The 25,646-nt window shown below is 68.7% G+C and carries 22 protein-coding genes; 15 read left to right on the top strand and 7 right to left on the bottom strand.

All coding sequences use genetic code 11. From position 1 onward, the window contains the following. Window positions 1-14: 14 nt before the first annotated feature. Genes ACZ42P_RS06555 through ACZ42P_RS06535 form a run of 5 tightly spaced genes read right to left on the bottom strand, consistent with a single transcriptional unit; the run spans window position 15 to window position 8,210 of the window. Window positions 15-2,648, bottom strand: a complete 2,634-nt coding sequence (locus ACZ42P_RS06555) for a sensor domain-containing phosphodiesterase (protein ID WP_464899278.1) — start codon at window positions 2,646-2,648, stop codon at window positions 15-17. Continuing rightward, window positions 2,635-3,417: a 16S rRNA (adenine(1518)-N(6)/adenine(1519)-N(6))-dimethyltransferase RsmA gene (gene rsmA / locus ACZ42P_RS06550; protein ID WP_464899277.1), complete on the bottom strand. Its 783-nt coding sequence runs from the start codon at window positions 3,415-3,417 to the stop codon at window positions 2,635-2,637. The genes ACZ42P_RS06555 and rsmA overlap by 14 nt, the downstream gene beginning before the upstream one ends. Before the next feature lie 15 nt (window positions 3,418-3,432). Further along, window positions 3,433-4,410, bottom strand: coding sequence for a 4-hydroxythreonine-4-phosphate dehydrogenase PdxA (gene pdxA / locus ACZ42P_RS06545; protein ID WP_464899276.1), 978 nt, complete (start codon window positions 4,408-4,410; stop codon window positions 3,433-3,435). Between the two features lie 5 nt (window positions 4,411-4,415). Beyond that, window positions 4,416-5,720, bottom strand: a complete 1,305-nt coding sequence (locus ACZ42P_RS06540; RefSeq protein WP_464899275.1) for a peptidylprolyl isomerase — start codon at window positions 5,718-5,720, stop codon at window positions 4,416-4,418. A gap of 3 nt (window positions 5,721-5,723) precedes the next feature. Then, the gene (locus ACZ42P_RS06535) at window positions 5,724-8,210 is read right to left on the bottom strand and encodes an LPS-assembly protein LptD (protein ID WP_464899274.1); all 2,487 of its coding nucleotides are present in this window, start codon (window positions 8,208-8,210) and stop codon (window positions 5,724-5,726) included. Window positions 8,211-8,289: 79 nt separating this feature from the next. Between ACZ42P_RS06535 and ACZ42P_RS06530 the strand changes: the two genes are divergently transcribed. From ACZ42P_RS06530 to ACZ42P_RS06490, 9 genes are all read left to right on the top strand, one after another. After that, window positions 8,290-9,273: an aminoglycoside phosphotransferase family protein gene (locus ACZ42P_RS06530; RefSeq protein WP_464899375.1), complete on the top strand. Its 984-nt coding sequence runs from the start codon at window positions 8,290-8,292 to the stop codon at window positions 9,271-9,273. 37 nt (window positions 9,274-9,310) lie between these two features. Then, a complete protein-coding gene (murU, locus tag ACZ42P_RS06525; protein WP_464899273.1) occupies window positions 9,311-10,015 on the top strand; it encodes an N-acetylmuramate alpha-1-phosphate uridylyltransferase MurU in 705 nt (234 codons plus the stop codon). 56 nt (window positions 10,016-10,071) lie between these two features. Further along, on the top strand, window positions 10,072-11,370 hold the full coding sequence (pepP, locus tag ACZ42P_RS06520) for a Xaa-Pro aminopeptidase (RefSeq protein WP_464899272.1): 1,299 nt from the start codon (window positions 10,072-10,074) through the stop codon (window positions 11,368-11,370). Window positions 11,371-11,610: 240 nt separating this feature from the next. Continuing rightward, on the top strand, window positions 11,611-12,792 hold the full coding sequence (locus ACZ42P_RS06515; protein WP_464899271.1) for an FAD-dependent monooxygenase: 1,182 nt from the start codon (window positions 11,611-11,613) through the stop codon (window positions 12,790-12,792). Between the two features lies 1 nt (window position 12,793). Next, window positions 12,794-13,969 carry a UbiH/UbiF family hydroxylase gene (locus ACZ42P_RS06510; RefSeq protein ID WP_464899270.1) on the top strand — a complete coding sequence of 392 codons (1,176 nt, stop codon included), beginning with the start codon at window positions 12,794-12,796 and terminating at the stop codon, window positions 13,967-13,969. A 48-nt stretch (window positions 13,970-14,017) separates the two neighbouring features. Then, window positions 14,018-14,755: a DsbC family protein gene (locus ACZ42P_RS06505; RefSeq protein WP_464899269.1), complete on the top strand. Its 738-nt coding sequence runs from the start codon at window positions 14,018-14,020 to the stop codon at window positions 14,753-14,755. Continuing rightward, window positions 14,752-15,360 (top strand): SAM-dependent methyltransferase, encoded by a 609-nt coding sequence (locus ACZ42P_RS06500; protein WP_464899268.1) that lies wholly within the window; start codon window positions 14,752-14,754, stop codon window positions 15,358-15,360. Before ACZ42P_RS06505 ends, ACZ42P_RS06500 begins: the two co-directional genes overlap by 4 nt. Before the next feature lie 298 nt (window positions 15,361-15,658). Further along, complete coding sequence (locus ACZ42P_RS06495; RefSeq protein WP_464899267.1) at window positions 15,659-16,345, top strand: energy transducer TonB; 687 nt, start codon at window positions 15,659-15,661, stop codon at window positions 16,343-16,345. 23 nt (window positions 16,346-16,368) lie between these two features. Beyond that, entirely contained in the window at window positions 16,369-16,935 is a 567-nt protein-coding gene (locus tag ACZ42P_RS06490; RefSeq protein ID WP_464899266.1) for a hypothetical protein, read from the top strand. Between the two features lie 167 nt (window positions 16,936-17,102). On the opposite strand, the gene mltA is transcribed toward ACZ42P_RS06490, so the two are convergent. Together mltA and apaG are read right to left on the bottom strand one after the other, a co-directional pair. Beyond that, entirely contained in the window at window positions 17,103-18,275 is a 1,173-nt protein-coding gene (gene mltA / locus ACZ42P_RS06485) for a murein transglycosylase A (RefSeq protein ID WP_464899265.1), read from the bottom strand. A 96-nt stretch (window positions 18,276-18,371) separates the two neighbouring features. Beyond that, window positions 18,372-18,755, bottom strand: coding sequence for a Co2+/Mg2+ efflux protein ApaG (gene apaG / locus ACZ42P_RS06480; RefSeq protein WP_464899264.1), 384 nt, complete (start codon window positions 18,753-18,755; stop codon window positions 18,372-18,374). Between the two features lie 117 nt (window positions 18,756-18,872). Here apaG and rpe point away from each other — a divergent pair, with 117 nt between their 5' ends. The 6 genes from rpe to ACZ42P_RS06450 all read left to right on the top strand — a co-directional run bounded on the left by rpe (window position 18,873) and on the right by ACZ42P_RS06450 (window position 25,401). Continuing rightward, complete coding sequence (rpe, locus tag ACZ42P_RS06475; protein ID WP_464899263.1) at window positions 18,873-19,568, top strand: ribulose-phosphate 3-epimerase; 696 nt, start codon at window positions 18,873-18,875, stop codon at window positions 19,566-19,568. Between the two features lie 718 nt (window positions 19,569-20,286). Beyond that, complete coding sequence (locus tag ACZ42P_RS06470; RefSeq protein ID WP_464899262.1) at window positions 20,287-20,973, top strand: phosphoglycolate phosphatase; 687 nt, start codon at window positions 20,287-20,289, stop codon at window positions 20,971-20,973. Window positions 20,974-21,116: 143 nt separating this feature from the next. Next, entirely contained in the window at window positions 21,117-22,592 is a 1,476-nt protein-coding gene (trpE, locus tag ACZ42P_RS06465; RefSeq protein WP_464899261.1) for an anthranilate synthase component I, read from the top strand. A 180-nt stretch (window positions 22,593-22,772) separates the two neighbouring features. Further along, window positions 22,773-23,387: an anthranilate synthase component II gene (locus tag ACZ42P_RS06460; protein WP_464899260.1), complete on the top strand. Its 615-nt coding sequence runs from the start codon at window positions 22,773-22,775 to the stop codon at window positions 23,385-23,387. Beyond that, window positions 23,387-24,418, top strand: a complete 1,032-nt coding sequence (gene trpD, locus ACZ42P_RS06455; RefSeq protein WP_464899259.1) for an anthranilate phosphoribosyltransferase — start codon at window positions 23,387-23,389, stop codon at window positions 24,416-24,418. Before ACZ42P_RS06460 ends, trpD begins: the two co-directional genes overlap by 1 nt. Window positions 24,419-24,561: 143 nt before the next feature. After that, the gene (locus ACZ42P_RS06450; RefSeq protein WP_464899258.1) at window positions 24,562-25,401 is read left to right on the top strand and encodes an indole-3-glycerol phosphate synthase TrpC; all 840 of its coding nucleotides are present in this window, start codon (window positions 24,562-24,564) and stop codon (window positions 25,399-25,401) included. Window positions 25,402-25,646 lie beyond the last annotated feature (245 nt).

The raw sequence follows: 25,646 nt of genomic DNA, 5'->3' as shown, positions 1-25,646 counted from the left end.
GGGCCACCCGGCGGTCATTGCGCCGGCTGGCCGGCCTGGCGGGCGAGGAGCATGTCGCACACGCCCGCCGGCATGGGGTCGCCGAAGTACTGGCCCTGCATCTGGCGCACGCCCAGCTCCATGAGATAACGTGCGTCCTCCGCGGTTTCCACGCCTTCCACGACGGTTTCCAGGCGCAGGGCCTCGGCCATTTGCACGATGGCCTGCACGATGCGCTGGCCGTCCTCGGTGTGCAGGCGTGCGGTGAAGGAGGCGTCCACCTTGAGGCGGCGCACCGGCATCTGGTGCAGTTGGGCGAGTCCCGAATAGCCCGTGCCGAAGTCGTCGATGGCCAGTTCGAAGCCGCAGTCCGCCAGTTCCTGCAGGCGGCGCGATTCGTAGGAGACATCCAGCAGCGCCACGCTCTCCGTGATCTCGAGGATGATGTCCGCCGGGGCGAGGCCCTGTTCGGCGAGCTTGCCGGTGAGGCGTTCCACGAAGTTGGGCGCGAACAGCTGGGCACGGGAGAGATTGACCGCGACCTTGACGGCATGCCCCGCACCGCGCCAGATGCGCAGGCGTTCCAGGGCGTGCTCGAACACCTGCTCGCCGAGCTCGTGGATGAGACCCAGGTGCTCGGCCATGGGAATGAACACGTCCGGCGGCACCCAGCCATTCTGGTCGTCGTGCCAGCGGGCCAGCGCCTCGAGGGAGAGGATGCGGCCGCTCTCCGCGTCCACCACGGGCTGGTAGAAGATCTGCAGCTGCCGCTCCTGGATGGCCTGGGCGAGCCGGGTCTGGAGCAGCACGTTTTCCCGGTTGAGCACCGTGCCCTGGATTTCCCGGAAGAACTGCACATTGTTGCGCCCCATGTTCTTGGCGTGGAACATGGTGTGGTCCGCGAGGCTGGTGAGGGTCTCGGCATCTTCCGCGTCGTCCGGATAGATGGCGAAACCGATGGAAAGGGTGAGACGGGTTTCGATGCCCTCGATGTCGATGGGCTGACGGGCCGCCTCGCACAGCCTGCGCGCCACCTGCCGGAAGTCTTCCTCGTCGCTGGAATCTCCCAGGAGCACCACGAATTCGTCGCCGCCCCAGCGCGACAGTACGTCGGATTCACGCAGCACCGCCGACAGACGCCGGCTCAGGGTGAGCAGGACGGTATCGCCAGCCTTGTGCCCCAGGGTGTCGTTGATGTGCTTGAAGTGATCCAGATCGATGAAACCCAGGGCGAGCTTGGTGCCGTTGCGCTGGGCGCGGGCGATGCCCTGCTGCAGGTGTTCTTCGAACAGCACGCGGTTGGGCAGCTGGGTGAGGGCATCGTGCAGGGCGAGCTGGCGGATACGCCGTTCCTGCAGATACATGGCGGTCACGTCGCGCAGGATGCCGCGCAGGCTGACCACCCGGCCCTCGGGGCCGCTGATGGCGAGCAGGCGGCATTCCACCCAGAGCTGCTCGGTGCCGGGGCGCAGCATGCGAAAGCGCAGGGTGGCGAGTTTCTTTTCACCGCTTGCCAGGGCCTCCAGGGTGGCCTGCACCGGGTGGTGATCGTCGGCCTGGATGTATTGCAGCAGCGGTCCCAGGGAGCCCTGTTGCGTCACCGGCGGGCCGCACAGGCGGTGCCAGGCGGCGCTGGCGGCCTGCAGGTTGCCGGCGGGGTCGAGGTCGATGATGGCTTCGTCCAGCAGGTTCAGGGTGTCCACCATGATCTTGCGCCGCGCTTCCTCCTGCCGCAGATCGGTGACGTCGCGCAACAGGGCGACGATGTGGGGGACGGGTTCGTCTTCGCCCGGCAGGCGCTGCATGCGGCCCAGGAACAGGCGCGGGCCGGCGGCGGTGTGCAGGGTGAACTCGGCATGGCGGCTCGCCCCACGCAGCACGTCGCGGGTCACGGCCACCAGTGCCGTGGCCATTTCCTCCGGCAGCACCTCACTTAGCAGCCCGCCGGCGGGGTCCGCCGGCAGCAGCTCGCGCACCAGGGGGTTCTCGGTCCAGATCCGGTGCACGGTCTGGCTGCCGTCGTATTCCACCACCACGTCCTCGGTCACGCCCACGAGCGTCTTGAGACGCGCCTCGCTCGCCTTGAGCGCGGTTTCCGTCTGGCGCCGCACCAGGGCCAGGGAGAGTTCGTTGGCCACCGTGCACAACACTTCCACCTCGGCGGCATCCCAGCGGCGTTCCGGCGCCACGGCGAACAGGCCCAGGAAGCCGATCATCTCGCCCTTTACCAGCAGGGGAATGCACAGCACGCTGCCGATGCCGGCGGGGCCGAACAGCTCCCGTTCCTCATCCGTGAATTCGGGGGCGGTGGCGGAGAACACCATGCCCACGTGCAGGCGGTCGCCGAGATTGGGCACCCGGTCGTAGAACAGCACGCGGAAGCCGCCGAAGTTGGCAAGCCAGCTGGTCTCGGCCGCCGACCAGGTGGCCGCCAGACGCGCGGCGGGCGTGCCGTCCGGCGCCGTGGTGTTCAGGAACAGGCAGCAGTGGGAGGCGCCGGTGGTTTCCACCAAAAGGCGCAGCACTTCCACCCAGGTCTGTTCGTCACCGCTTTCCAGGAGCAGCAGGGTGACCTTGGACAGGGTATCCAGATGGCGGCGCAGGACAGCGAGTTCCTGTGCCGGCGCGAGGGTGGCGCGCAGGCCGCGGGGGCGCTCAGCCGTGGCCATGGCGGGCCGCCACGTAGTCGGCCAGGCGCACGAAATCGGCGACCGAAAGGTTCTCGGCACGCAGGCCGGGTGAAAGGTTCAGCGCCGCGAAATCGGCCGCATCGAGAAAAGACCGCAGGGCGTTGCGCAAGGTCTTTCGCCGGGTGGAAAAAGCGGAAGCGACCATGGTAGCAAAAATTTGCTCGTCCCGCGCCGGATGGGGCAGGGGCCGCAGGGGCACCAGGCGCACGAAGCTGGAGGTGACCCGGGGGGCTGGCCGGAAGGCACCCCCGGGCACGTCGAACAGGGGCTCGATGGCGAAACGGTATTGCAGCATCACCGACAACCGGCCGTAGGCAGCTGTGGAAGGTCGGGCCGCCATGCGCTCCACCACCTCCTTCTGCAGCATCACGTGCACATCGCGCAGGCAGTCCGCAAAACCGGCCAGATGGAACAGGATCGGCGTGGAGATGTTGTAGGGCAGATTGCCCACCACCCGCAGGTTCGTTCCGAGGCTTGCGAAATCGAAGCGCAGCGCGTCGCCCTCGTGCACGGTCAGGCGCTCCGGCGGGAAACGCCGGCGCAGGCCGGCCGCCAGATCGCGGTCGATTTCCACCACGTGCAGATGGTGCACCACTTCCAGGAGGGGCGCGGTCAGGGCGCCCAGTCCAGGGCCGATTTCCACCATGGGGTCGTCGGGTTGGGGCGCAATGGCCGTGAGACAGCGGCGCACGAAATGGGGGTCGTGCAGGAAATTCTGGCCGAAACGCCTGCGCGGCCTGTGTGTCATGGCCGGCCGGTGCGCCTAGGCGGCCCGCCGGGCCATGGCCGCCGCGGTGTCGATGGCCACGCGCAGGCTGCCGATGTCGATGGCGCCGCTCCCGGCGAGATCGAGGGCGGTGCCGTGGTCCACCGAGGTGCGCACGCAGGGCAGGCCGAGAGTGATGTTCACGCCCGCGCCGAAGCTGGCGTATTTGAGCACGGGCAGGCCCTGGTCGTGGTACATGGTGAGCACACAGTCGTGGCGTGCCAGCAGGTCGGGGCGGAACAGGGTGTCGGCGGGCAGCGGGCCGGTCAGCTGCAGCCCCTCGCTGCGCAGCGCCTCGAGTACCGGGATGATGACCTCGATTTCCTCCCGGCCCAGATGTCCGGACTCTCCCGCATGGGGATTGAGGCCCGCCACCAGGATGCGGGGCGGGCCGTCGGTGAAGTAACGGCGCAGATCGTGGTCCAGCACGCGCAGGGTGGCGGCAAGTCCCTCCCGGGTGATGAGATCGGGCACGGCGCGCAGGGGATGATGGGTGGTGGCCAGGGCCACGCGCATGCCCCCGCCGGCGAGCATCATCACCACATGGGGGGCGCCGGCCCTTTCCTGGAGATACTCGGTGTGCCCCTGGAAGCGGATGCCTGCTTCGTTGATCACGCCCTTGTGCACGGGGGCGGTGACCAGGGCGGCGAACTCACCGGCCAGGCAGCCGTCCAGCGCGCGGTCCAGCAGAGCCAGCACGTAGCGGCCGTTGGCGGGATCGAGCCGGCCCGGGCGGGCGGGCGCGGCCAGGGGCACATGGAGCACCGACAGCCGGCCGGGAGCGGTGACCACCGGCCCGCCGGCGACATAGTCTTCCAGGCTGAGTGCAAGCCCCAGACCCCGCGCGCGGGTCTCGAGCAGGGTGCGGTCCCCCAGCACCACCACGGGATGGCGCCGCGCCTCCCCGGCCAGTTTGAGGCACAGGTCCGGGCCGATGCCGGCGGGCTCACCACTGGTGAGGGCGAGGGGACGCATGCTGCTTAGCGCTCTTCCAGGCGGTATTCCACGTAGGCCTGGTCGCGCAGCTGGCGCACGAATTCCTGATAGGCCTCGTCCGCCTTGCGTTCCCGGATCTGCAGGCGGGCCTGCAGTTTGCGCCGCTCGTCGGTCACGTCCTGCCGGCGGCGCTCCAGCACCTGGATGAGATGCCAGCCGAAGGGTGTCTGTACCGGCTCGCTCAGGCCGCCCACCGGCAGGGCGTTCATGGCCCGCTCGAATTCCGGGACGGTGTCCCCCGGCGACAGCCAGCCGAGATCACCGCCCTTCGCGGCGGAACCGTCCTCGGAATTGAGGCGTGCCAGCTCAGTGAAGTCCGCGCCGTTCTCGATGCGTTCCCTGAGGGCGAGCAGCCGCCGCTTGGCGTCTGCTTCCGAGGTGAGCTCGTTGACGCGGATCAGGATGTGGCGGGCGTGGGTCTGCTCCACCACCAGGGGCGTGTCCTGGCCGCGCTTGTCCTCCAGCTTGAGGATGTGAAAGCCCGCGGGACTGCGGAGGATCTCGCTCACCTCACCGGGCTTCATGGCATCCAGCACCGGCAGGAACAGCTCCGGCAGCCGGCTCGCCGGCCGCCAGCCCAGCCCGCCGCCACTGAGGGCGTCCGGGGCGTCGGAGTAGCTCGCCGCCACCTGGGCGAAGGGCGTGCCCCTGCGGATCTCGGCCAGGGCCTGCTCCGCGCGCGCGCGACGGGCCTGGATGGTCTCGGGGCCCGCCTGTTCCGGCACCCGGATCAGAATGTGGGCCAGCTGGTATTCGGTTTCGCCTTTCTGCTGGCCCTGGGGGCTGGCGAAGAACTGCTCCACTTCGGCATCGCTCACGGTCACCCGGTTTTCCGCCTCCCGCTCCCGCAGGCGCGACAGGATGATCTCGTTGCGGATCTCCTCGCGGAACCTGGGAAAGGGCACGCCATCCTGTTCCACCGCCTGCCGGAACTGGTCGATGCTCATGTTGTTGGCCGCAGCGATGCGCGCCAGTGCGCGGTCGAGCTGCACGTCATCGACGCGGATGCCGGTCTGGCGGGCGAACTGCAGCTGCACCCGCTCGGTGATCATGCGTTCCAACAGCTGTTTCTCCAGCAGGGCCTGGGGGGGCGCCGGGACATTCTGCGCCTTCATCTGGCGCAGGGCGAGCCGCACCCGCTCGTTGAGTTCCTGCTGGGTGATGACCTCGTTGTTGACCACGGCCACGATGCGGTCCACCGGCTGCACGGGGGCGCGCGTCTGGGCAGCGGCCGCGCCGGCGCAAAACAGCGCGATGAAAAGGAGCAGACGGAAACGGGGCGGGCGCATGGGTCAGTAGTCTTCCAGGTTGTAGGTGCCGGGCTGCAGCTCGGTGGGGGTGTAGCCGGTGATGCTCTGGCGCAGCAGCGACAGGGGATTCGAGCCCAGGCTGCTGGCACCGGCCAGCTCCAGCTGCACGAAGAAGGCGTTGGTGGTCTGCTGGGTGGCGGTGACGAACCGGTGCGCCACCAGCCGCAGGGCCCAGCAGCCCTTGTTGTATTCCACGCCGGCGATGCCTTCCAGCAGGCGCCGGTCCTGCAGCGAGTAGTTCCAGCGCGCCACTCCCTGCCATTGCGGCGCCAGCGGCCACTGGGCGGAGGCGTCGAGCTGGCGCAGGTCGTTGCGGTTGAAGCGGTAGGTGAAGTTGGCCACCTGACCCGGCTGCGGCGCGTAGCGCACGCCCACGTTGTAGCGCTGGGTGTGGCGCAGGTTGGGGTTGTATTCCCAGGCACTGTCCAGGCTTAAGCCGGGCGCGATGAGCCCGCCCAGGCTGGCCAGGAAATCGGAGCGCCGGTCCTTGGGCGCGGCACTGATGAGGGTCACCTGGGGCACACGGAAGGACAGACGCTGGCCCACCATGGCGCGCAGCCGTTCCTGGCCGGTGGCCGGTTCCAGCCAGCGGGAGGTGAGGGCGACGGTGAGCTGGTTGGCGTCGCTCACCCGGTCATGGCCGCTGAAACGGTTCTCGGAAAAGATCTGGGCGAAATTGAAATCGGCCTCGGCGGAATCGAAGCTGGGCAGTCGGCTCTGATCCTTGTAGGGCGCGTACAGGTAATACAGGCGCGGCTCCAGGGTCTGCACCATGGCCTGGCCGAACAGGCCCGTCTCCCGCTCCAACACGAGGCCCGTGTCCAGGCTGTAGATGGGCAGGGTGCGCGTGGCGTCGGTGGCATAGGGCCGCACCGTGCCGGTGGCGTCCGGCAGGCCGGTGGTGGTTTCGTCCAGGGTGTAGCGCGTGTAGTGCACACCCACCTTGGGCGTGAAATAACCCCAGCTGCGGGCCAGGGGCAGGCTCACGCTGGGATAGGCCACGAAGCGCCGCCCGCTCACCAGGCCGGTGCTGCGGAAGTCGGCATATTCGCCGGTGACGCGCAGGTCCGTGCCGAGGAAATCCAGCTTGCTGTAGCCCAGGCTCACCTGGGGCTGCCGGTTGTAGGGCGGGATGATGGGCGCCAGGGGATCCTGCAGCACCTGGAAGCGCTGCACCCGTGCCATCACACTCAGGCCGCCCAGGCCGTAGGTCAAAACGCCTTCGCGGGGCAGGAGGGTCTGGGCGGTCTGGGCCACCAGGGTCGACAGGTCGCGGAAGTAGTTGTTGTCCGACACCCGCTGCAGGTTGAGTACGCCCGCCAGCCCGTGCCCGAACTGCTGCTGATGCTGCCAGTAGGTGGCGCTTCGGTTGGTGTCGGTGAGCCGGTCGTTGGGCAGGTATTCCGCCTGCAGGGTTCCCGAGTAGGTGGGCTGGAGGTAACGGAACTCGCCGCCCAGCTGCAGGCCCCGTTTCTGCATGAAGCGGGGGGTGATGGTGGCATCGTAGTTGGGAGCGATGTTCCAGTAATAGGGCAGCGTGAACTCGGCACCGCTGTTGCCGGTGGTGCCGAAGCTGGGGGCGAGCAGGCCCGACTTGCGCGCGCGGCTTAAGGGGAAGCTGATCCACGGCGTGTACAGGAGGGGCACGTCCATGAACTCCACCCGCGCGTGGCGCGCCACGCCCTCGTTGGCGCTGCGGTCGATGTAGAGTTCCCCGGCACGGATGAACCAGTCGTCCTGACCCGGCCCGCAGGTGGTGTAGCTCGCCCCGCTCAGGCGCATCCGGTCCTTGCCCAGGAACTCGGCCTGCGCCGCCTCGCCCCGGGCGTGCTCCTGGGCGAGCATGTAACGGGGGGCGGCCATGTGGCCGGTCTGGGTTTCCAGGTTGAGGCTCGCCTCGGGGCCCCGCGCCAGGGCATTGTCGGTCTGCACCCGGACGTTGCCCTGGGCGGTCACCGTGTCGCTGGGCAGGTCGTAGGTCATGCGGTCGGCGGTCACGGTGATGCCCAGCTTGCGCACTTCCACGTCGCCCTCCGCTTCCACTTCCCGGTCCTGGTGGCCGCGGATCTCCATGGCCCGCACGAACACCGGCAGGGGCGCGTCCGGGGCGGGGCGCTGCGCCGGCAGTTCCGGTGTCAGGGCAAGGGGCAGTGGCTGGTCTTCCGGCGCGGCTGCTGCGCCACGCTCCGGGGTGGGGGCCACGGCCAGGGCAGGTTTGCCGGCGGTAGCCGGGGGGGCCGGCACGCCGGGCGGCACGGCCGGCGTCGGGGTGGCCGCCGGGGCGGCTTGCGTTGGTACTGCGCTGGCGCCGCCGGCTTCCTTTGCCGGGGCGGTAGGCGCGGATACCGGCGGCAGGCCCAGCAGGCGCGGATCCACCCTGAGGGGAGGCAGTTGGGTCGCGCCATGGGTGACGGGCGCCGTCAGACACAGCAGGAGACAGACGGCAAGCCGCGACGGGAATGGATGCATTCTTGGAGGGTGGGTCGGGGAGAGGTGCTAAAATCGCACAAAACCTCAATTTTTTCAATTGGAAACGCAATTGGAACGCTTGCTCGATCTCGACTGGTGGCTGTCCCAGGTGTTCGCGGGGGAGCATTTCCTCATTCTGCCGGCCTCCTCGGATGCCAGCTTCCGGCGCTATTACCGCATCGACCTGGACGGGCAGACCTACATCGTCATGGACGCGCCCCCCGAGCACGAGGACTGTCAGCCCTTCATCCATGTCGCGGGACTGTTTGCCGAGGCGGGCGTGCACGTCCCCCGGATCCTCGCCCAGAACCTGGAGCTGGGCTTCCTGCTGCTCACCGACCTGGGGCAGGACACCTATCTCGACAAGCTGGAGGAGTCCACGGCGGATGCCCTCTACCGGGACGCCAACGAGGCGCTGATCAAAATCCAGCTCGCCAGCCGTCCCGGCGAACTGCCGGACTACGACGCAGACCTGCTCCTGCGCGAGATGCGTCTGTTCTCCGAATGGTATGTGCCGCGCCACCTGGGCGTGACCCTCAGCGCCGGGCAGCAGGCGACCCTGGAGGCGAGCTTCGATCTCATCCTGCGCCGGGTGCTGGCCCAGCCGCGGGTGTACGTGCACCGCGACTACCATTCGCGCAACCTCATGGTCTGTGAGCCCAATCCCGGCATCCTGGATTTCCAGGATGCGGTGTACGGCCCCATCACCTACGACCTGGTGTCTCTCTACAAGGACGCCTACATCGCCTGGGACGAGGAACAAATTCTCGACTGGGTGATCCGCTACTGGGAGCGCGCGAAAAAGGAGGGCCTGCCGGTGGCGGCGGATTTCGGCGACTTCTACCGGGACTTCGAATGGATGGGTGTCCAGCGCCACATCAAGGTGCTGGGCATTTTCGCGCGCCTGAAGCACCGGGACGGCAAGGATGCCTACCTGCAGAGCATGCCCCTGGTGCTGGACTACCTGCGCCGCGCCTGCGAGCGGTACGGCGAACTCACTCCGCTGATCCGGCTGCTGGACGAACTCCACGGCAGCCAGCCCCAGGTGGGCTACACGTTCTGACTCGGGTCCGGCAGGCGCACAGCTGCGGAGATTTCCCATGAAGGCCATGATCCTCGCCGCCGGGCGGGGCGAGCGCATGCGGCCGCTCACCGACCACACGCCCAAGCCCCTGCTGGCCGTGGGCGGCAAGCCTCTCATCGTCTGGCATATCGAGAACCTGGCACGTGCCGGTTTCACCGAGCTGGTGATCAACCACGCCCATCTGGGCGGCAAAATCGAGGCCGCGCTGGGAGACGGCAGCCGCTGGGGCGTTTCCATCCGCTACTCGGCGGAAGGCGAGCCCCTGGAGACCGCGGGCGGGATTGCCAAGGCCCTGCCCCTACTGGGCGAGGAGCCTTTCCTGGTGGTGAACGGCGACATCCACACCTATTACGACTTCGCGCGGGCGCGTATCATCGCCGCGGCCATGGAAAGGGATGCGCAGTACCTCGCCCATCTGGTGCTCACGGACAATCCGCCCCATCATGCGCAGGGCGACTTCGCGCTGGTGGACGGCTTCTGTCGTCTGGAGGGCACCCCGCGGCTCACCTATACCGGCATCGGCGTGTATCGTCCGGAGCGTTTCGCCCACATCGTCCCGGGCAGCCGGGCTGCGCTGGGGCCCCTGCTGCGGGAGTGGATCGCGGCGGGTGGCGTGCGGGGCGAGCACCACCGCGCGCGCTGGGTGGACGTGGGCACACCCGAGCGGCTCGCCGCCCTGGACCGCGCCCTGACCCTGTGCTGCAAGGGACCCCGCGACTGAAAGCGGAGAATTTTTTCAGGGGCCATCGTGCGGGCCCCTTGATCTGGAGTGGCATCATGAATCCCTATCGAGAGCGTCGCCTGAGACTCGCCGCGCAGATGGGCGCGGGGGTGGCGGTCATTCCCACCGCGCCGGAACGTCCGCGCAACCGCGACAGCCACTATCCCTACCGGTTCGACAGCTATTTCCATTACCTCACGGGTTTTCCCGAGCCCGAGGCGGTGCTGGTGCTGGTGGTGAATGGCGGCGTGAAGAGCATTCTGTTCTGCCGCGACAGGGACGAGGAACGCGAGATCTGGGACGGCTTCCGCTACGGGCCCGAGGGCGCGCGCGAGGCCTTCGGCATGGACGAGGCCCATTCCATCACAAAGCTTGACGAGATGATGCCCAGCCTCCTCGCCGACCAGCCGGACCTCTTTTTCGACCTGGGCGCGGATCCCAGCTGGGATACCCGCGTCGTGGGCTGGCTCAACGCCGTGCGGGCGCAGGCGCGCAACGGCGTCACGGCACCGGCGGGCATTCGCGACGTGCGTGCGCTGCTCGACGAGATGCGTCTCATCAAGGATGCCCACGAACTGGCCACCATGCGGCGGGCTGCGGAAATTTCCGGGGCCGCCCACCGCCGCGCCATGCGCGCCACGGCGCCCGGGCGGTTCGAGTACGAAATCGAGGCGGAACTGCTGCACGAGTTCCGCCGGCAGGGGGCCCAGGCGCCGGCCTACACGCCCATCGTGGCGGGCGGGGCCAATGCCTGCGTCCTGCATTATGTGACCAACAACGCGCCGCTGCGGGATGGCGACCTGCTCCTCATCGACGCCGGCTGTGAACTCGACGGCTACGCCTCGGACATCACGCGCACCTTCCCGGTCAACGGACGCTTCAGCCCCGCGCAGAGGGACTGCTACGAAATCGTGCTCGCCGCCCAGCGGGAGGCGATGGCACAGGTGCGCCCGGGACGCCACTGGAATGAACCCCACGAGGCGGCCCTGCGCGTGCTGGCCCAGGGCATGATCGACCTCGGGCTGCTGGCCGGCAGTGTGGACGGCGTGCTCGAATCCGGCGCCTACAAGCGCTTCTACATGCACAAGACCGGCCACTGGCTGGGCCTGGACGTGCACGATGCTGGCGACTACAAGCGTGGCGGCGCATGGCGGATCCTGGAGCCGGGCATGGTGCTGACGGTGGAACCCGGACTCTACATCCGCCCGGGCGAAGGCGTGCCCCAGGCCCTGTGGAACATAGGCATCCGCATCGAGGACGACGTGTGCGTGACGGAAGGCGAATGCCAAGTCCTCACCGCCGCCACGCCCAAGACCGTGGCCGACATCGAGGCGTGCATGGCGGAAGGACGTTGAGTCGCTTTCCGTCGCGGCTGACACCGCTTTCGCATCCCCCGGCCATGGTTCCCCGGTGGGGGTGCTTCAGCGGCGACACCGGCTTGACTATAAAGTAAAGACCTGACCCCAAGGCGCAAGGCGCCGGCTTGACTATAAAGTAAAGACCTGACCCCAAGGCGCAAGGCGGGCTTGGGTGTGCCGCCCTTCTCCGTGTACCCTGTGGGTTTTGCGCCCGCAGCGCAATGAGTCCTGAACACTATGGTGCAGACTGACACCGATATCCTCGTCGTCGGCGGCGGCCCGGTGGGCGCCACGCTGGCGCTCCTGCTTGCGCGCGTCGCGGACGGCGGCGCGCCCCCGGCCGTCACCGTCCTGGAGGCGCGGCGGGATTTCGCTGCGTCTCCGGATGCCCGCACGCTGGCACTCTCCCACGGCAGCCGGCTGATCCTGGAGCATATTGGCATCTGGGCGCGTCTGCCCGAACCCACACCCATCACCCGCATCCATGTCTCCCAGCGCGGCAGTTTCGGCCGCACGCTGCTCACTGCGCAGGAGGCGCAACTGCCCGCCCTGGGTTATGTCATCGACTACGCGGCGCTGGTCGCGGCGCTGCACGAGGCCCTGTGCGCGGCGCCGGTGCGCTATGTCACGGGGGCGGAGGTCACGGCGATACAGCCCCATGTCGTCGCGCCGCGGGTGAAGTGGCACGACGGGGCGGGCGAACGGGTGGAGACGGCGCGGCTTGCGGTGCTGGCCGATGGCGGCCGTCTGCTGGGGACCCTGCCCGGCGTGCGCCAGATCCGGCGCGACTACGGTCAGTGGGCCGTGGTGGGGCAGGTGCGCAGCGAACGTCCCCATGACGGCCTGGCCTATGAGCGCTTCACCCCGGACGGTCCCGCCGCGCTTTTGCCCTATCGCGACCGTTACGCCCTGGTGTGGACGGCTTCCCCCGAAGCGGCACAGGCCATGCTCGCCTGGGACGACGCCACGTTCCGCACGCGCCTGCACGAGCATTTCGGCGACCGGCAGGGACGCTTCCTCTGGGCGGGCCCGCGCACGGCCTTCCCCCTCGGCCTGCGCCGCAGCGAGCCGCGCGTGCTGGCGCGCACGGTGCTGGTGGGCAATGCCGCCCAGACGCTGCATCCGGTGGCGGGGCAGGGTTTCAACCTGGGGCTGCGCGATGCCTTCGAGCTTGCCGCCGCCATCCAGGCTGCGCCACGGGAGAGCCTCGGTGCGCCGGACATGCTGGATGCCTATGCTCGGGGCCGCAGGCTGGATACGGGCGGCGGCATGCTGTTCACCGACTGGCTGGTGCGCGGCTTCTCCAACGATCGGCCCCTTTTGCGCCAAGTGCGTGCGGCGGCGCTGTCGCTGCTGGACATCCTGCCGCCTGCCAAGGATTTCGTGGTGCGGCGCATGGTGTTCGGCGCGCGGGGTTAGCATGGACAGCCGCTTCGATGTCATCGTGGTGGGCGGGGGACTGGTGGGCGCCAGTGCCGCCCTCGCCCTGGATCGGGCCGGGCTCACGGTTGGCCTGGTGGAAGGACGCGAGCCGGCACCCCCGCCCGGGGAGGCCTGGGACAGCCGCATCTATGCCGTGAGTCCCGCGAGTGTCGCCTTCCTCACGGAGCTGGGCGTATGGCCCCGGCTGGCGGCCACGTGGCGTGCGCCCGTCACGGCCATGCACATCCGTGGCGATGATGGCAGCAGTCACCTGGAGTTCTCCGCCTATGAGGCCGGCGTGGCGGCGCTCGCCTGGATCGTGGAGAGCGGCCGGCTGCAGCATCTGCTCTGGGATGCGCTGGTGCAGGAATCCCGGGTGGCGCGCTTCTGTCCGGCGCAGGTGGCGGCGCTCGGCATGGCGCCCGACTGCGTCCGGCTGACGCTGGAGGATGGGCGCAACCTCACGGCGAGCCTGGTGGTGGGCGCCGATGGAGCCCGCTCCCGGGTGCGCGCCCTGGGGGGCTTCGACTTTCGCGACAAGGATTACGGCCAGCTCGGCGTGGTGGCCAATTTCGCCTGCGAGCGGCCCCATGGCGACGTGGCGCGTCAGTGGTTCCGGGAGGATGGCATCCTGGCCTGGCTGCCCCTGCCCGGGAACCGGATTTCCATGGTGTGGTCCACTCCCACGCAACACGGCGAGGCGCTGCTGGCCCTCGCCCCGGAAGAACTGGCGCAGCGGGTGGCGCAGGCCGGCGGCGGCATCCTGGGCCGGCTCGAGGTGATCACTCCCGCGGCCGGCTTCCCCCTGCACCTCATCCAGGTGAGCCGCGTCACCGCGCCGCGCCTGGCCCTGATCGGTGATGCGGCGCATCAGGTGCATCCCCTGGCCGGGCAGGGCGTGAACCTGGGCTTCGGGGACGCCCGGGTGCTGGCGCAGGTGCTGGCCGCGCGCGGCGCGCGCGACTGCGGCGATCCCTGGCTCCTGCGCCGCTATGAGCGCGCCCGCAAGGAGGACGTGATCGCCATGCAGGCCGTGACCGACGGCCTCAAGGAGCTGTTCGGCCGGCGCGATCCCCTGCTTGGCGTGCTGCGCAACCTGGGGCTCACCCTCACCGGGCACCTGGCGCCGGTGAAGCAGCGCCTCGTGCGCCATGCGCTGGGCGGTGCGGCCTGACCGTGGTCGCGCCCCGTGTCATTTTCATTACGCTGACGAAAGGCATCCATGATTTCCAGACTCTGCTCCCGTTTGCTGCTCCTGGCCCTCGCCATCGCCACTGCCGCCTGCGCCGATGAAAACAGCGTGCGCAAGGAACTGGCGAGCCGGTTTCCGGACATTCCCGTGTCCAGCGTGAAGAAGGCGCCCGTGAAGGGGCTCTATGAAATCACTGCCGGCCAGCAGGTGTTCTACGTGGACGAGAAAGTGGACCACGTGATCCTGGGCAACATCATCGACACCCGCAGCCAGCGCAACCTCACCGCGGAACGGCGCGAGGCCCTGCTGCGGGTGGACTTCGCCAGCCTGCCCTTCGACGACGCCATTCGCATCGTCAGGGGCAAGGGCACCCGGCGTCTGGCCGTGTTCGAGGATCCGGACTGTCCCTACTGCCGCCGGCTGGAGGCCGACCTGGCCAAGATCGACGACGTCACCATATACGTCTTCCTCCTGCCCCTGGACCAGCTGCATCCGGAGGCGGGGCTGAAATCCCGCAAGGTGTGGTGTGCCCCCGACCGCGCCCAGGCGTGGCTTGCCGTGATGAATGGCGGCACACCCCCCGACAACAGGGGGGATTGCCCCAATCCCGTGGCGCGCACCGCGCAGCTTGCCCAGAAGCTCAACATCCAGGGCACGCCCGCGCTCATCTTCGAGAGCGGACGCATGGTGCCCGGCGCCATTCCCCGCGAGAAGATCGAGGAACTCCTCAACGAGGGCAGGACGGCCAGGGAGGGCGGCGCCAAATGAGCCGCGAAATGTGGGACGGGCACTATGCCGAGCGCCATTACATCTTCGGCACCGAGCCCAACGTTTTCCTTGCCTCCCAAAAAGCGCTTCTCGTGCCCGGCCAGCGCGCCCTCGCGGTGGCCGACGGCGAGGGCCGCAACGGTGTCTGGCTTGCCCAGCAGGGACTGCAGGTGGTGTCCGTGGACTTCTCCGCGCCGGCAGTGGAGAAAGCCAGAAAGCTCGCCGCCGAGCGGGGCGTCCAGGTGGAATTCCACGTGGCCGACGTGATGGAATGGGACTGGCCGCAACAGGCCTTCGACATCGTCGCCGCCATCTTCATCCAGTTCGCCCCGCCGCGGGAGCGGGCCATCCTGTTCCAGCGCATCAAGGATGCCCTCAAGCCGGGCGGCCATCTGATTCTCCAGGGCTACACGCCCAAGCAGCTGGAATACCGGACCGGCGGCCCCTCCGCGGCGGAGAACATGTACACCGAAGACCTGCTGCGCCAGGCCTTCGCCGACATGGACATCCTCCACCTGCGGGAACACGAGGACTTCATCGCCGAAGGCACCAAGCACTACGGCATGTCCGCCCTCATCGACATGGTGGCGCGCAAGCGGGGCTGAAACAAAAGGTCAAAAAAGGCGGGGTCAGGTCAAAAAAGCGGGGTCAAGTCTTTACTTTATAGTCAGGCCGGCGTCGCCGCTGAAGCGCTTCCCACCGCGTTGCACCCGGGATCGGGCGTTCTCACCTTCACCCCCACCCTGCCCTCCCCCATCAAGGGGGAGAAAAGGCGGGGTCAGGTCTTTACTTTATAGTCAGGCCGGTGTCGCCGCTGAAGCGCCTCCCACAGGGGAGCCAGGGTCGGGGGGATGTGGGAGCGGCTTCAGCCGCGATCAACCTGTCGTATGATGCCGGCCAGCCATGTCTCTGTCGAAGATTCCTCCGCACCGTCTGCGCAATCTGCCTCTGGTGCTGGCCCTTGCGCTGTCGGCCCTGCTCCACGCAGCGCTGCTGCTGGGCACGCGCGTGGGGCAGGTGGAGCGGCCGGGTGTCGCGCCCCAACGGCTGGCGGTGCGGCTGGCCCAGGTCGAGCCGGCCCGGGAGCCGGAAAAACCGGCTGCAGCCGAGGCGGGCCTGCCACCCCAAACAGCCGAGCCTGAACCAGCGCGGGAGCCGGCCCGCCCGCCCCAGCCCGTGCCGGACGCCCCGCCGCTGCCTGCCGATACCAGGACAGACGCGGCTCCGGTGCGCCCCGGCATGCCGGAGGCGGCCGCCGGATCCACCACCCTCGATCTGCCGCTGCCGCCGGACCCCACCTACTACCCGGCGCGCCAGGTAGACGAGCATCCCGTGCTTCTCAGTGACACGAAGCCCGTTTATCCTGAGGAAGCCGCTCGCAGCAACCTCCCGGGCGAGGTGATCGTGCTCATGCTGCTCAACGAGCACGGACGTGCCGACGAGGTGAGCATCATCGAGGCAAAGCCGCCTGGCAGGGGTTTCGAGGAGGCGGTGATTGCCTGGCTGCGGGACGCCCGTTTCAAGCCCGCCGTGCGCCAGGGCCGTGTGGTCAAGGCGCGGGTGGTGTACCACGTGACATTCGAGCCCTGATCCAACCACGAGAGGAGACCGTCATGAGCAGACTCAACATTGCCTTCGGCTTTTTCTTCCTGGCCCTGTCCGCGGCGCTGGGGCCCTACATGCTGCTCAAGCTGCATCCCACGGCCAATGAGGCCCAGGAGGGGCGTGTCACGGCCACGGGCAAGCTGGCCGAGGTGGCGGGTGGCAATTATGACGATCCGGAGACCCTCGCACCCATCACGGCGGACAAGCTGGGGCGCCTCGCCACGGATGCGGTATTGGCCATCAACCGTGAGATCAATGCCCGCGCGCCCATCGACGCCGTGCGTTCCGGGCCCCACGTGCACGGCAATCTGGAAGCCCTGCTCAACATCGTCGTGGGCGTGGTGCTGATGTTCGTCTCCTGCAAGCGCAAGTGGATGAAGCAGGTGATCGGCTGGCTGTTCATCCTGGGCACTCTTCTGCATTCCGGCATGCTTTACCTGGTCACCGTGTTCAACCAGGCCTGGGCCGGCCAGATCCTCGCTACCGGAGTGGGCCCGGTCATGATCCTGCTGGGGCTGGTTCTCGCCGGCCTGGCGGTGGCGATCGGTTTCCGTGGCGAAATCGTGCGCGAGTGACACCAGCGTGGGCCCGGCCTGGGGCCTGCTGAAGCGCACCCTGTCGGAGCGGCTTGAGCCGCGATCATCCGCGTGCGCCTGGGGTCGCCGCCAAAGCGCCTCCCACGACGGCGCAACCCTGTGGGAGCGGCTTTAGCCGCGATCAGTCGCGGCTCGGACGCGGCGCATCAGGAGCCGTTTTTCGGCAGCAGCACCCACATGCGCCCCGGCTGGCGCATGGCGCCGGCCAGGCGTCCGGCTTCCTCGCCGAAACCCCAGAAGAAATCCGCGCGCACCACGCCCTTGATGGCGCCGCCCGTATCCTGGGCCAGCATCAGCCGCCTGAGGGGGGCTTCCCGGTTGGGCCAGGTGGTGACCAGGAACACCGGCGCGCCCAGGGGCACGGAGCGCGGGTCCACGGCCAGGCTGCGCCCGGCGGACAGGGGCACGCCCAGGGCCCCCGGCGGCCCGTCCGGCCCCTGCGCAGGGGGCGGCGGCAGCTCCCGGAAGAAGACATAGCTGGGATTGGCGGCGAGCAACCCGGGCAGCCTGTCCGGATGCTGTTCGCCCCAGCGGCGGATGCCCTGCATGGAAGCCTGCTCCGGGGTGAGTTCGCCCCATTCCACCAGCTTCTTGCCGATGGAGACGTAGGGATGCCCGTTCTGGTCGGCATAACCCACGCGCAGGGTCTCGCCGGTGTCCAGCAGGATGCGGCCCGATCCCTGGATGTGCAGGAAGAAGAGCGCCACCGCATCGTCCACCCAGGCGATCACTTTGCCCGTGAGGGGGGCGCTGCCCGCTTCGATCTCGGCGCGGCTGTAATAGGGCAGGACGCGGTTGCCCACCAGCCGTCCGCGCAGGCGGTAGGACCTGAGCTCGGGATACACGCTGCCGAGATCGATGGTGAGCAGATCCTCCGGCACACCGTACACGGGATGGCGAAAACGTTCGGAACGGTTGCGGCTGCCCAAGAGCAGGGGTTCGTAATAGCCGGTGATGAGCCCGGTGTCGCTGCCGTCGCTGGCGGAAAGCCGGTGGGGTGTGAACCAGCGCTGGAAAAACGCGCGCGCCTGCGCGTCATCCGCGGGTGTCTCCCGGGCCGCGGCTTCGCAGGGCGCCTTCCATGCAGGCTGGCGCGCGAGGCTCCGGCAGGAGGCGAGCAGGGCGGGCCAGGCGCCGGCGGCATCGTTGGCTTCCCAGCCCTCCACCGCGCTCCAGGGCACCGGCGTGAGCACCGGGGTGGGCGCTGCCGGCGGCGTCACGGGCGGCTTCGGCGGCAGGGCGCAGCCGGCCAGCCCGAGCAGGAGGGCCAGGCTTTTCAGGTAGGATTGCAGCCTGCGACCGAAGGAGGAACACGTCATGGGATGGCTGCTGCTGGAGGCCGGCATCGCCCTGGGCCTGCTCATCTTCATCGTCTGGTACACCCTGCCCAGGAGGGGCAGGGACGACTGATGCCTTTAGTGCAGCACCCGCGGCACGCTCAGCACGAATTCCGGAATGGGGGCGTCGAAGCGGGTGCCGTCCTCGGCCACCATCTGGTAGCTGCCCTTCATGGTGCCCACGGGGGTGGGAATGGCCGAGCCGCTGGTGTATTCGTAGCTCTCCCCCGGTTTGAGGAAAGGCTGTTCCCCCACCACGCCCAGCCCCTTCACCTCCTGCACCTGGCCCTCCCCGTCGGTGATGATCCAGTGCCGGCTGATGAGCTGCGCGGCGACGGTGCCCGTATTGGTGATGGTAATGGTGTAGGCGAAGACGTAACGGCCGGCCGCCTCGTCCGACTGTTCCGGCAGGTAATCCACGCGGGAGGTGACGGTGATTTCGTACTTGGTGCGTTCGGCCATGGCGGGCTCGTGGGGAGTCGGGAGGGCTGCCTATTGCACACGAATTCCCGCGCGTAGGCAAGGCCGGGCGTTTCCGGGTAAAATGCAAAGCTTTGTTTCCGATCGAGGATTCCCGTCATGGCCCAGTTCCGCATTGCGCCCAGCATCCTGTCCGCCAATTTCGCCAAGCTCGGGCAGGAGATCACGGACGTCATCGCCTCCGGCGCCGACATCATCCATTTCGACGTGATGGACAACCATTACGTGCCTAACCTCACCATCGGCCCGCTGGTGTGCGAGGCCATCCGGCCGCTCACCTCCGCCATCATCGACGTGCACCTGATGGTGAAGCCGGTGGACCGCATCATTCCGGATTTCGCCAAGGCGGGGGCCAACATCATCACCTTCCACCCGGAAGCCTCCGAGCACATCGACCGCTCCCTCGCCCTGATCAAGGACCAGGGCTGCAAGGCCGGGCTGGTGTTCAACCCCGCCACGCCCCTCGACTGGATGGACCACGTGATGGACAAGCTGGACATGGTCCTGCTCATGAGCGTGAACCCGGGGTTCGGCGGCCAGAAGTTCATTCCGGAAGCCCTCAACAAGCTGCGGCTTGCGCGCCGGAAGATCGACGCCTACCGCGAGAAGACCGGCCGTGAGATCTGGCTCGAGATCGACGGCGGCGTGAAGGTGGACAACATTGCCGAGATCGCCCGGGCCGGTGCCGACACCTTCGTGGCCGGCTCCGCCGTGTTCGGGGCGGGCAAGGACTCCGACCCGCACCGCTACGATTCCATCATCGCCGCCCTGCGCGCCGAACTGGCCAAGGTGTGAGCGGAACGGGGCCCGCGCCCCGGGTCGCCGCTGAAGCGCCTCCCACGGGGGGCTGGGCTGTGGGAGCGGCTTCAGCCGCGATCGAACCAGGTGGGCTAATCCGCGGGGATCGCGGCCAAGGGTTTGCCACCCCCACCCTGACCCTCCCCCGTCGAGGGGGAGGGGGCAGGGGCTTGAGCCGGGGTCATGCGGCCCGCCCCGGGTCGCCGCTGAAGCGCCTCCCACAGGGGAGCCTGGGCTGTGGGAGCGGCTTCTGCCGCGATCGAACCAGGTGGGCTAATCCGCGGGGATCGCGGCCAAGGGTTTGCCACCCCCACCCTGACCCTCCCCCGTCGAGGGGGAGGGGGCAGGGGCTTGAGCCGGGGTCATGCGGCCCGCCCCGGGTCGCCGCTGAAGCGCCTCCCACGGGGGGCTGGGCTGTGGGAGCGGCTTCAGCCGCAATCGAACCAGGTGGGCTAATTCGCGGGGATCGCGGCCAAGGGTTTGCCACCCCCACCCTGGCCCTCCCCCGTCGAGGGGGGCAGGGGCTTGAGCCGGGGTCATGCGGGCTGCCGGGGGTCGCCGCTGAAGCGCCTTTCACAGGGGAGCCTGGGCTGTGGGAGCGGCTTCAGCCGCGATGATTCGGCGGGGGCGCGACAGAAGCGCCTCCCATGCGCCCCGGCCCGACCACCGGGGGAAGGCCGGGACATTGTGGCAGCAAACGACTGACAGGAATTCGATGAGCATCCAATTTCCCCTCGACATCAAGGCGGTGGTCGTCGATCTCGACGGCACGCTGCTCGACACGGCGCCCGATCTCGCCGCGGCCGCCAACCGCATGCTGGCCGACCTGGGCCGCCCGCCGGTGGCCACGGAGGTGCTCAAGACCTACATCGGCAACGGCGTCTCCCGCCTGGTCAAGCGGGTGCTTACCGGTGACATGGAGGCGGAACCCGATCCGGAACTGTTCGACCGTGCCCTCAGGCTCTACCAGCGCCATTACGGCGAGCATGTGGCCGACGAGTCGCGTCCCTTCCCGGGTGTGCGCGAGGGGCTCGATGCCATGAAGGCGGCGGGCTTCCACCTTGCCTGCATCACCAACAAGGCGGAACAGTTCACCGTGCCGCTGCTGCTCGCCACGCACCTGCACGGTTATTTCGAGCTGATTTTGTCCGGGGACACCCTGCCGAAGAAGAAGCCCGATCCCCTGCCGCTATTGCATGCCTGCGAGCACTTCCGCATCGCGCCGCGGGAGCTGCTCCTGATCGGCGATTCCCTCAACGACGCCCAGGCTGCGCGCGCCGCGGGCTGCCATGTGTTCGTCGTGCCCTACGGCTACAACCGGGGCCGTCCTGTGGCGGAGCTGGACGTGGACGCGGTGGTGCCCAGCCTGCTCGAGGCGAGCAAACTGATACGCAGGGCCTGACATGCACTCCGGAGGCAGGCACACAGAGCGGATGCCGGGCCCCCTCGGGCGATGGCGCTAAAGACGGCCGACACCGGGCAGCGCCGTGCGCCACGCCCGCCCGCGACTGGTTTTCCCTGTGACCCTGTGCCTCTGGGGTGAACATGACCGAACAAGATTTTCTGCAACACGGCCGCGAGGGTTTTAACCGCGTGCCCCTCGTGCGGGAGCTGCTCGCCGACCTGGACACGCCCCTGTCCGTCTATCTCAAGCTGGCCAACCAGCCCTACACCTATCTGTTCGAATCGGTGCAGGGCGGCGAGCGCTTCGGCCGCTACTCCTTCATTGGCCTGCCCGCGCGCACCCGCCTGGTGGTGCGCGGCCACGAGGTGACCGTGGAAGACGACACGGGGGTGCGGCTTCGCGAGACCTGCGCCGACCCCCTGGCATTCATCGACGACTACCGGCGCCGCTTCCGTGTCGCCCAGCGCCCGGGGTTGCCCCGTTTCTGCGGCGGCCTGGTGGGTTATTTCGGCTACGACACCGTGCGCTACATCGAGCGCAGGCTCGCCCACGGGGACAAGCCCGACCCCATCGGCACGCCGGACATCCTGCTGCTGCTGTCCGAGGAGCTGGTGGTGGTGGACAGCGTCATGGGCAAGCTCTATCTGGTGGTCTATGCCGATCCCGCCGAGGCCGGCAGCCACGCGCGGGCGCAGGCGCGGCTGGACGAACTGGAAGCGAAGCTGCGCGCCCCGCTCACGCCGCCGCCAACCCCCGTGTTCCCGCGCCGGGAGGCCACCTCGGAATTCGGTGAGGCGGCCTTCAGGGAAGCGGTGGCCCGGGCCAAGCGCTACATCTACGACGGCGACATCATGCAGGTGGTTCTCTCCCAGCGCATGAGCCAGCCCTTCCCCGCGCCGCCCCTGAACCTCTACCGGGCGCTGCGCAGTCTCAATCCTTCGCCCTACATGTTCCACTGCGATTTCGGCGACTTCCACGTGGTGGGCGCCTCGCCCGAGATCCTGGTGCGTCTCGAGGGGGATACCGTCACCGTGCGGCCCATCGCCGGCACCCGTCCCCGCGGCCGCACCCGCGAGGAAGACCAGGCCCTTGCCGCCGAGCTGCTCGCCGATCCCAAGGAACGTGCCGAGCACCTCATGCTCATGGACCTGGGCCGCAACGACGTGGGCCGCGTGGCCCGCATCGGCAGCGTGCGCGTCACCGAGAACATGGTGATCGAACGCTACTCCCACGTGATGCACATCGTCTCCAACGTGGAGGGCACGCTGCGCGACGGGCTCGATGCCATGGACGTGCTGCGCGCCACCTTCCCCGCGGGCACGGTGAGCGGGGCGCCCAAGGTGCGGGCCATGGAAATCATCGACGAGCTGGAGCCCACCCGGCGCGGCATTTACGCCGGGGCCGTGGGCTATCTGGGCTTCAACGGCGACATGGACCTTGCCATCGCCATCCGCACTGCGGTGGTCAAGGCCGGCACCCTCTACGTCCAGGCGGGCGCCGGCATCGTCGCCGACTCCGTCCCGGAAAACGAATGGCAGGAGACCCGCAACAAGGCGCGCGCCGTGCTGCGTGCCGCGGAACTGGCGCTGGGCGGTCTGGGTGCGGGAAAGGCGTGAGGAAACGTCCCGCTTTTGGTATCGTGAGCCTGCTTTGGAGCGACCACCCTCCGCCACGGTGTGTGCCCCGCGGGGCGCCGGGGTCGGCAGCGGTGGAGCCGGCGCGGGGGGCTTCCGGGGTGGGGGCAAGACCGGCGCGACCCCATGCGCGCAGCGGCCAAACGCGGTAACAGGTGACCCATGCTGTTGATGATCGACAACTACGACTCCTTCACCTACAACCTCGTGCAGTATTTCGGCGAGCTGGGCGAGGAGGTGCGTGTCTTCCGCAATGACGAGATCGACCTGGCGGGCGTGGAGGCGCTGGCACCCGGTCACATCGTCATCTCACCGGGCCCCTGCACGCCCAGCGAGGCGGGCATTTCCGTGCCCCTCATTCGCGCCTTCGCCGGCCGCGTGCCCATTCTCGGCGTCTGCCTCGGCCACCAGGCCATCGGCCAGGCCTTCGGCGGGCGCATCGTCCACGCGAAGCAGCTCATGCACGGCAAGACCTCCCTCATCCACCATCGGGACGTGGGCGTGTTCCGCGGTCTGCCCAACCCGCTCACCGCCACCCGCTATCACTCCCTGGTGATCGAGCGCGAAACCCTGCCCGACTGCCTGGAAATCACCGCGTGGACCGACGATGGCGAGATCATGGGGGTGCGCCACAAGACCCTGCCGGTGGAGGGCGTGCAGTTCCATCCGGAATCCATCCTCACCGAGTACGGGCACGAGATGCTGGCGAATTTCCTCAAGACCCCCTCTCCCCAACCCTCTCCCACGGGGGGAGAGGGGGCAGACTGGAGGACGTGATGACACCGCAACAAGCCCTCGCCACTCTCCTCGACAAACGCGATCTTTCCGCGGAGGAGATGCTCGATGTCATGCAGCAGATCATGACCGGGCAACTCACGCCGGTGCAGATCGCGGGCATTCTCGTGGCGCTGCGTGCCAAGGGCGAGACCGTCACCGAAATCGCCGCCGCCGCGCGCGTCATGCGTAAGCTGGCCACGCCCGTGCCCCTGCCGCCGGACGAGCATCTGGTGGACACCTGCGGCACGGGCGGCGACGGCGCCCACACCTTCAACATCTCCACCGCCAGCGCCATCGTCGCCGCCGCCGCGGGCGTGAAGGTGGCCAAGCATGGCGGCCGCTCGGTCTCCAGCACCTGCGGCAGCGCCGATGTCCTGGAGGCGCTGGGCGTCAACGTCAACCTGGCGCCGGACGAGGTGGCCCGCTGTGTGCAGGAGATCGGCGTCGGCTTCATGTTCGCGCCCAACTACCACACGGCCATGCGCTACGCCGCCCCCGTGCGCCGGGAACTGGGCGTGCGCACCCTGTTCAACCTGCTCGGGCCCCTCACCAATCCCGCCGGCGCGAAGAACCAGGTGATGGGCGTGTTCGCGCCGGACCTGGTGGGCAAGCTCGCCCGCGTTCTGGCGGAACTCGGCAGCCGGCACGTGATGGTGGTGCACGCCGCCGACGGCCTGGACGAAATCAGCCTGGGCGCCGACACCTTCGTGGCGGAGCTCAAGGAAGGCAGGGTGCGGGAATACACCCTCAATCCGCAGCAGTTCGGCTTCGATCCCTGCGCCTCCGAGCGGCTCGCCGTGCACAACATCGACGAGGCACGCGCCATGATCGAGAGCGTGTTCGACAACGTGGACGGCCCGGCCCGCGACATCGTCTGCCTCAATGCCGGCGCCGCCATCTATGTGGGCAACGTCGCGCCGACGCTGGCCGAAGGCGTGGCCCGGGCGCGCGGCGCCATCGAAAGCGGCGCGGCGAAGGCCCGGCTCGAGGCGCTCAGGGTTTTCTCCATGCGCTTCGCGGGGAAGGCATGAAGCGCCGGGGTGGACAGGGCAGCCCATTCGCGGCGGGCGCCGGCGTTGCCGACTCCCATCCGCCCGCGCACGGCATGGGGCGGCCCGTCAGCGATCCCCGGTAATCCCCGGCGCCGGCGCGCCCCAGCGGCTGAGGTTCTGATATGTCCGACATCCTGCAGAAAATCCTCGCAGTCAAGGCGGAGGAAATCGCCGCCGCGAAACGCGCCGAGCCCCCCGAGGCCATGCGCGCCGCTGCAAAGTTCGCGCCGCCGCCGCGGGATTTCGTCGGCGCCCTGCGCGCGAAGATTGCCGAAGGCAGGGCCGCCGTGATCGCCGAGATCAAGAAGGCCAGCCCCAGCAGGGGCGTGCTGCGGGAGGACTTTCACCCCGCCGCCATCGCGGCCGGCTACGAGCGGGGGGGCGCCGCCTGCCTGTCCGTCCTCACCGACCGCCCCTTCTTCCAGGGCAGCCCCGAATATCTCAAACAGGCGCGCGACGCCTGCGCCCTGCCCGTGCTGCGCAAGGACTTCATCATCGACCCCTACCAGGTGTACGAGGCGCGGGCCATGGGTGCGGACTGCATCCTGCTCATCGTCGCCGCCTTTGCGACCCCCTCCCCCCCGATGGGGGAGGGCAGGGGTGGGGGTGAAACCTTCAACGTGGCCGCCATGCAGCAACTCGAATCCATCGCCCACAACCTGGGCATGGCCGTGCTGGTGGAAGTGCACGACGCCGCGGAACTGGACGCGGCCCTGCAGCTGAAAACGCCCCTCATCGGCATCAACAACCGCAACCTGCGCACCTTCGAGGTGAGCCTCGACACCACCCTGGGCCTGCTGCCCCGCATCCCCGGGGACCGGCTGGTGGTCACCGAATCCGGCATCCTCACCCCGGACCACGTGCGGCTCATGCGCGAAAACGGCGTCCACGCCTTCCTGGTGGGCGAAGCCTTCATGCGCGCCCCCGACCCCGGCGCCGAACTCGCCCGCCTCTTCGCCTGAATCCGGCGGACGGCGGCGGGGGATCGGGGCTGAAGCCCCTCCCACAGGCCCTGGCACTCCCACAAGTCCCCCTCCCCCTCGATGGGGGAGGGCAGGGGTGGGGGTTGCGCTCCTGTGTCAGCTCCACCCCTGTGGGAGGCGCTTCAGCGGCGACCTCTGGTCCCGGCAAGGCTGATCGCGGCTGAAGCCGCTCCCACAAAGAGGCGCCGGCGCCCCCACAGGTCCCCCTCCCCCTCGATGGGGGA

Source organism: Thiobacter subterraneus (assembly GCF_055379455.1).
This window is presented reverse-complemented; position numbering and strand designations above follow the sequence as displayed.

Coding starts and splice junctions, on each gene's coding strand:
- pepP (WP_464899272.1), top strand. CDS start 10,072: ATGAATCCCTATCGAGAGCGTCGCCTGAGACTCGCCGCGCAGATGGGC.
- murU (WP_464899273.1), top strand. CDS start 9,311: ATGAAGGCCATGATCCTCGCCGCCGGGCGGGGCGAGCGCATGCGGCCG.
- trpD (WP_464899259.1), top strand. CDS start 23,387: ATGACACCGCAACAAGCCCTCGCCACTCTCCTCGACAAACGCGATCTT.
- ACZ42P_RS06515 (WP_464899271.1), top strand. CDS start 11,611: ATGGTGCAGACTGACACCGATATCCTCGTCGTCGGCGGCGGCCCGGTG.
- ACZ42P_RS06460 (WP_464899260.1), top strand. CDS start 22,773: ATGCTGTTGATGATCGACAACTACGACTCCTTCACCTACAACCTCGTG.
- ACZ42P_RS06505 (WP_464899269.1), top strand. CDS start 14,018: ATGATTTCCAGACTCTGCTCCCGTTTGCTGCTCCTGGCCCTCGCCATC.
- ACZ42P_RS06535 (WP_464899274.1), bottom strand. CDS start 8,210: ATGCATCCATTCCCGTCGCGGCTTGCCGTCTGTCTCCTGCTGTGTCTG.
- mltA (WP_464899265.1), bottom strand. CDS start 18,275: ATGACGTGTTCCTCCTTCGGTCGCAGGCTGCAATCCTACCTGAAAAGC.
- rpe (WP_464899263.1), top strand. CDS start 18,873: ATGGCCCAGTTCCGCATTGCGCCCAGCATCCTGTCCGCCAATTTCGCC.
- ACZ42P_RS06470 (WP_464899262.1), top strand. CDS start 20,287: ATGAGCATCCAATTTCCCCTCGACATCAAGGCGGTGGTCGTCGATCTC.
- ACZ42P_RS06495 (WP_464899267.1), top strand. CDS start 15,659: ATGTCTCTGTCGAAGATTCCTCCGCACCGTCTGCGCAATCTGCCTCTG.
- apaG (WP_464899264.1), bottom strand. CDS start 18,755: ATGGCCGAACGCACCAAGTACGAAATCACCGTCACCTCCCGCGTGGAT.
- pdxA (WP_464899276.1), bottom strand. CDS start 4,410: ATGCGTCCCCTCGCCCTCACCAGTGGTGAGCCCGCCGGCATCGGCCCG.
- ACZ42P_RS06555 (WP_464899278.1), bottom strand. CDS start 2,648: ATGGCCACGGCTGAGCGCCCCCGCGGCCTGCGCGCCACCCTCGCGCCG.
- trpE (WP_464899261.1), top strand. CDS start 21,117: ATGACCGAACAAGATTTTCTGCAACACGGCCGCGAGGGTTTTAACCGC.
- rsmA (WP_464899277.1), bottom strand. CDS start 3,417: ATGACACACAGGCCGCGCAGGCGTTTCGGCCAGAATTTCCTGCACGAC.
- ACZ42P_RS06450 (WP_464899258.1), top strand. CDS start 24,562: ATGTCCGACATCCTGCAGAAAATCCTCGCAGTCAAGGCGGAGGAAATC.
- ACZ42P_RS06540 (WP_464899275.1), bottom strand. CDS start 5,720: ATGCGCCCGCCCCGTTTCCGTCTGCTCCTTTTCATCGCGCTGTTTTGC.
- ACZ42P_RS06510 (WP_464899270.1), top strand. CDS start 12,794: ATGGACAGCCGCTTCGATGTCATCGTGGTGGGCGGGGGACTGGTGGGC.
- ACZ42P_RS06500 (WP_464899268.1), top strand. CDS start 14,752: ATGAGCCGCGAAATGTGGGACGGGCACTATGCCGAGCGCCATTACATC.
- ACZ42P_RS06490 (WP_464899266.1), top strand. CDS start 16,369: ATGAGCAGACTCAACATTGCCTTCGGCTTTTTCTTCCTGGCCCTGTCC.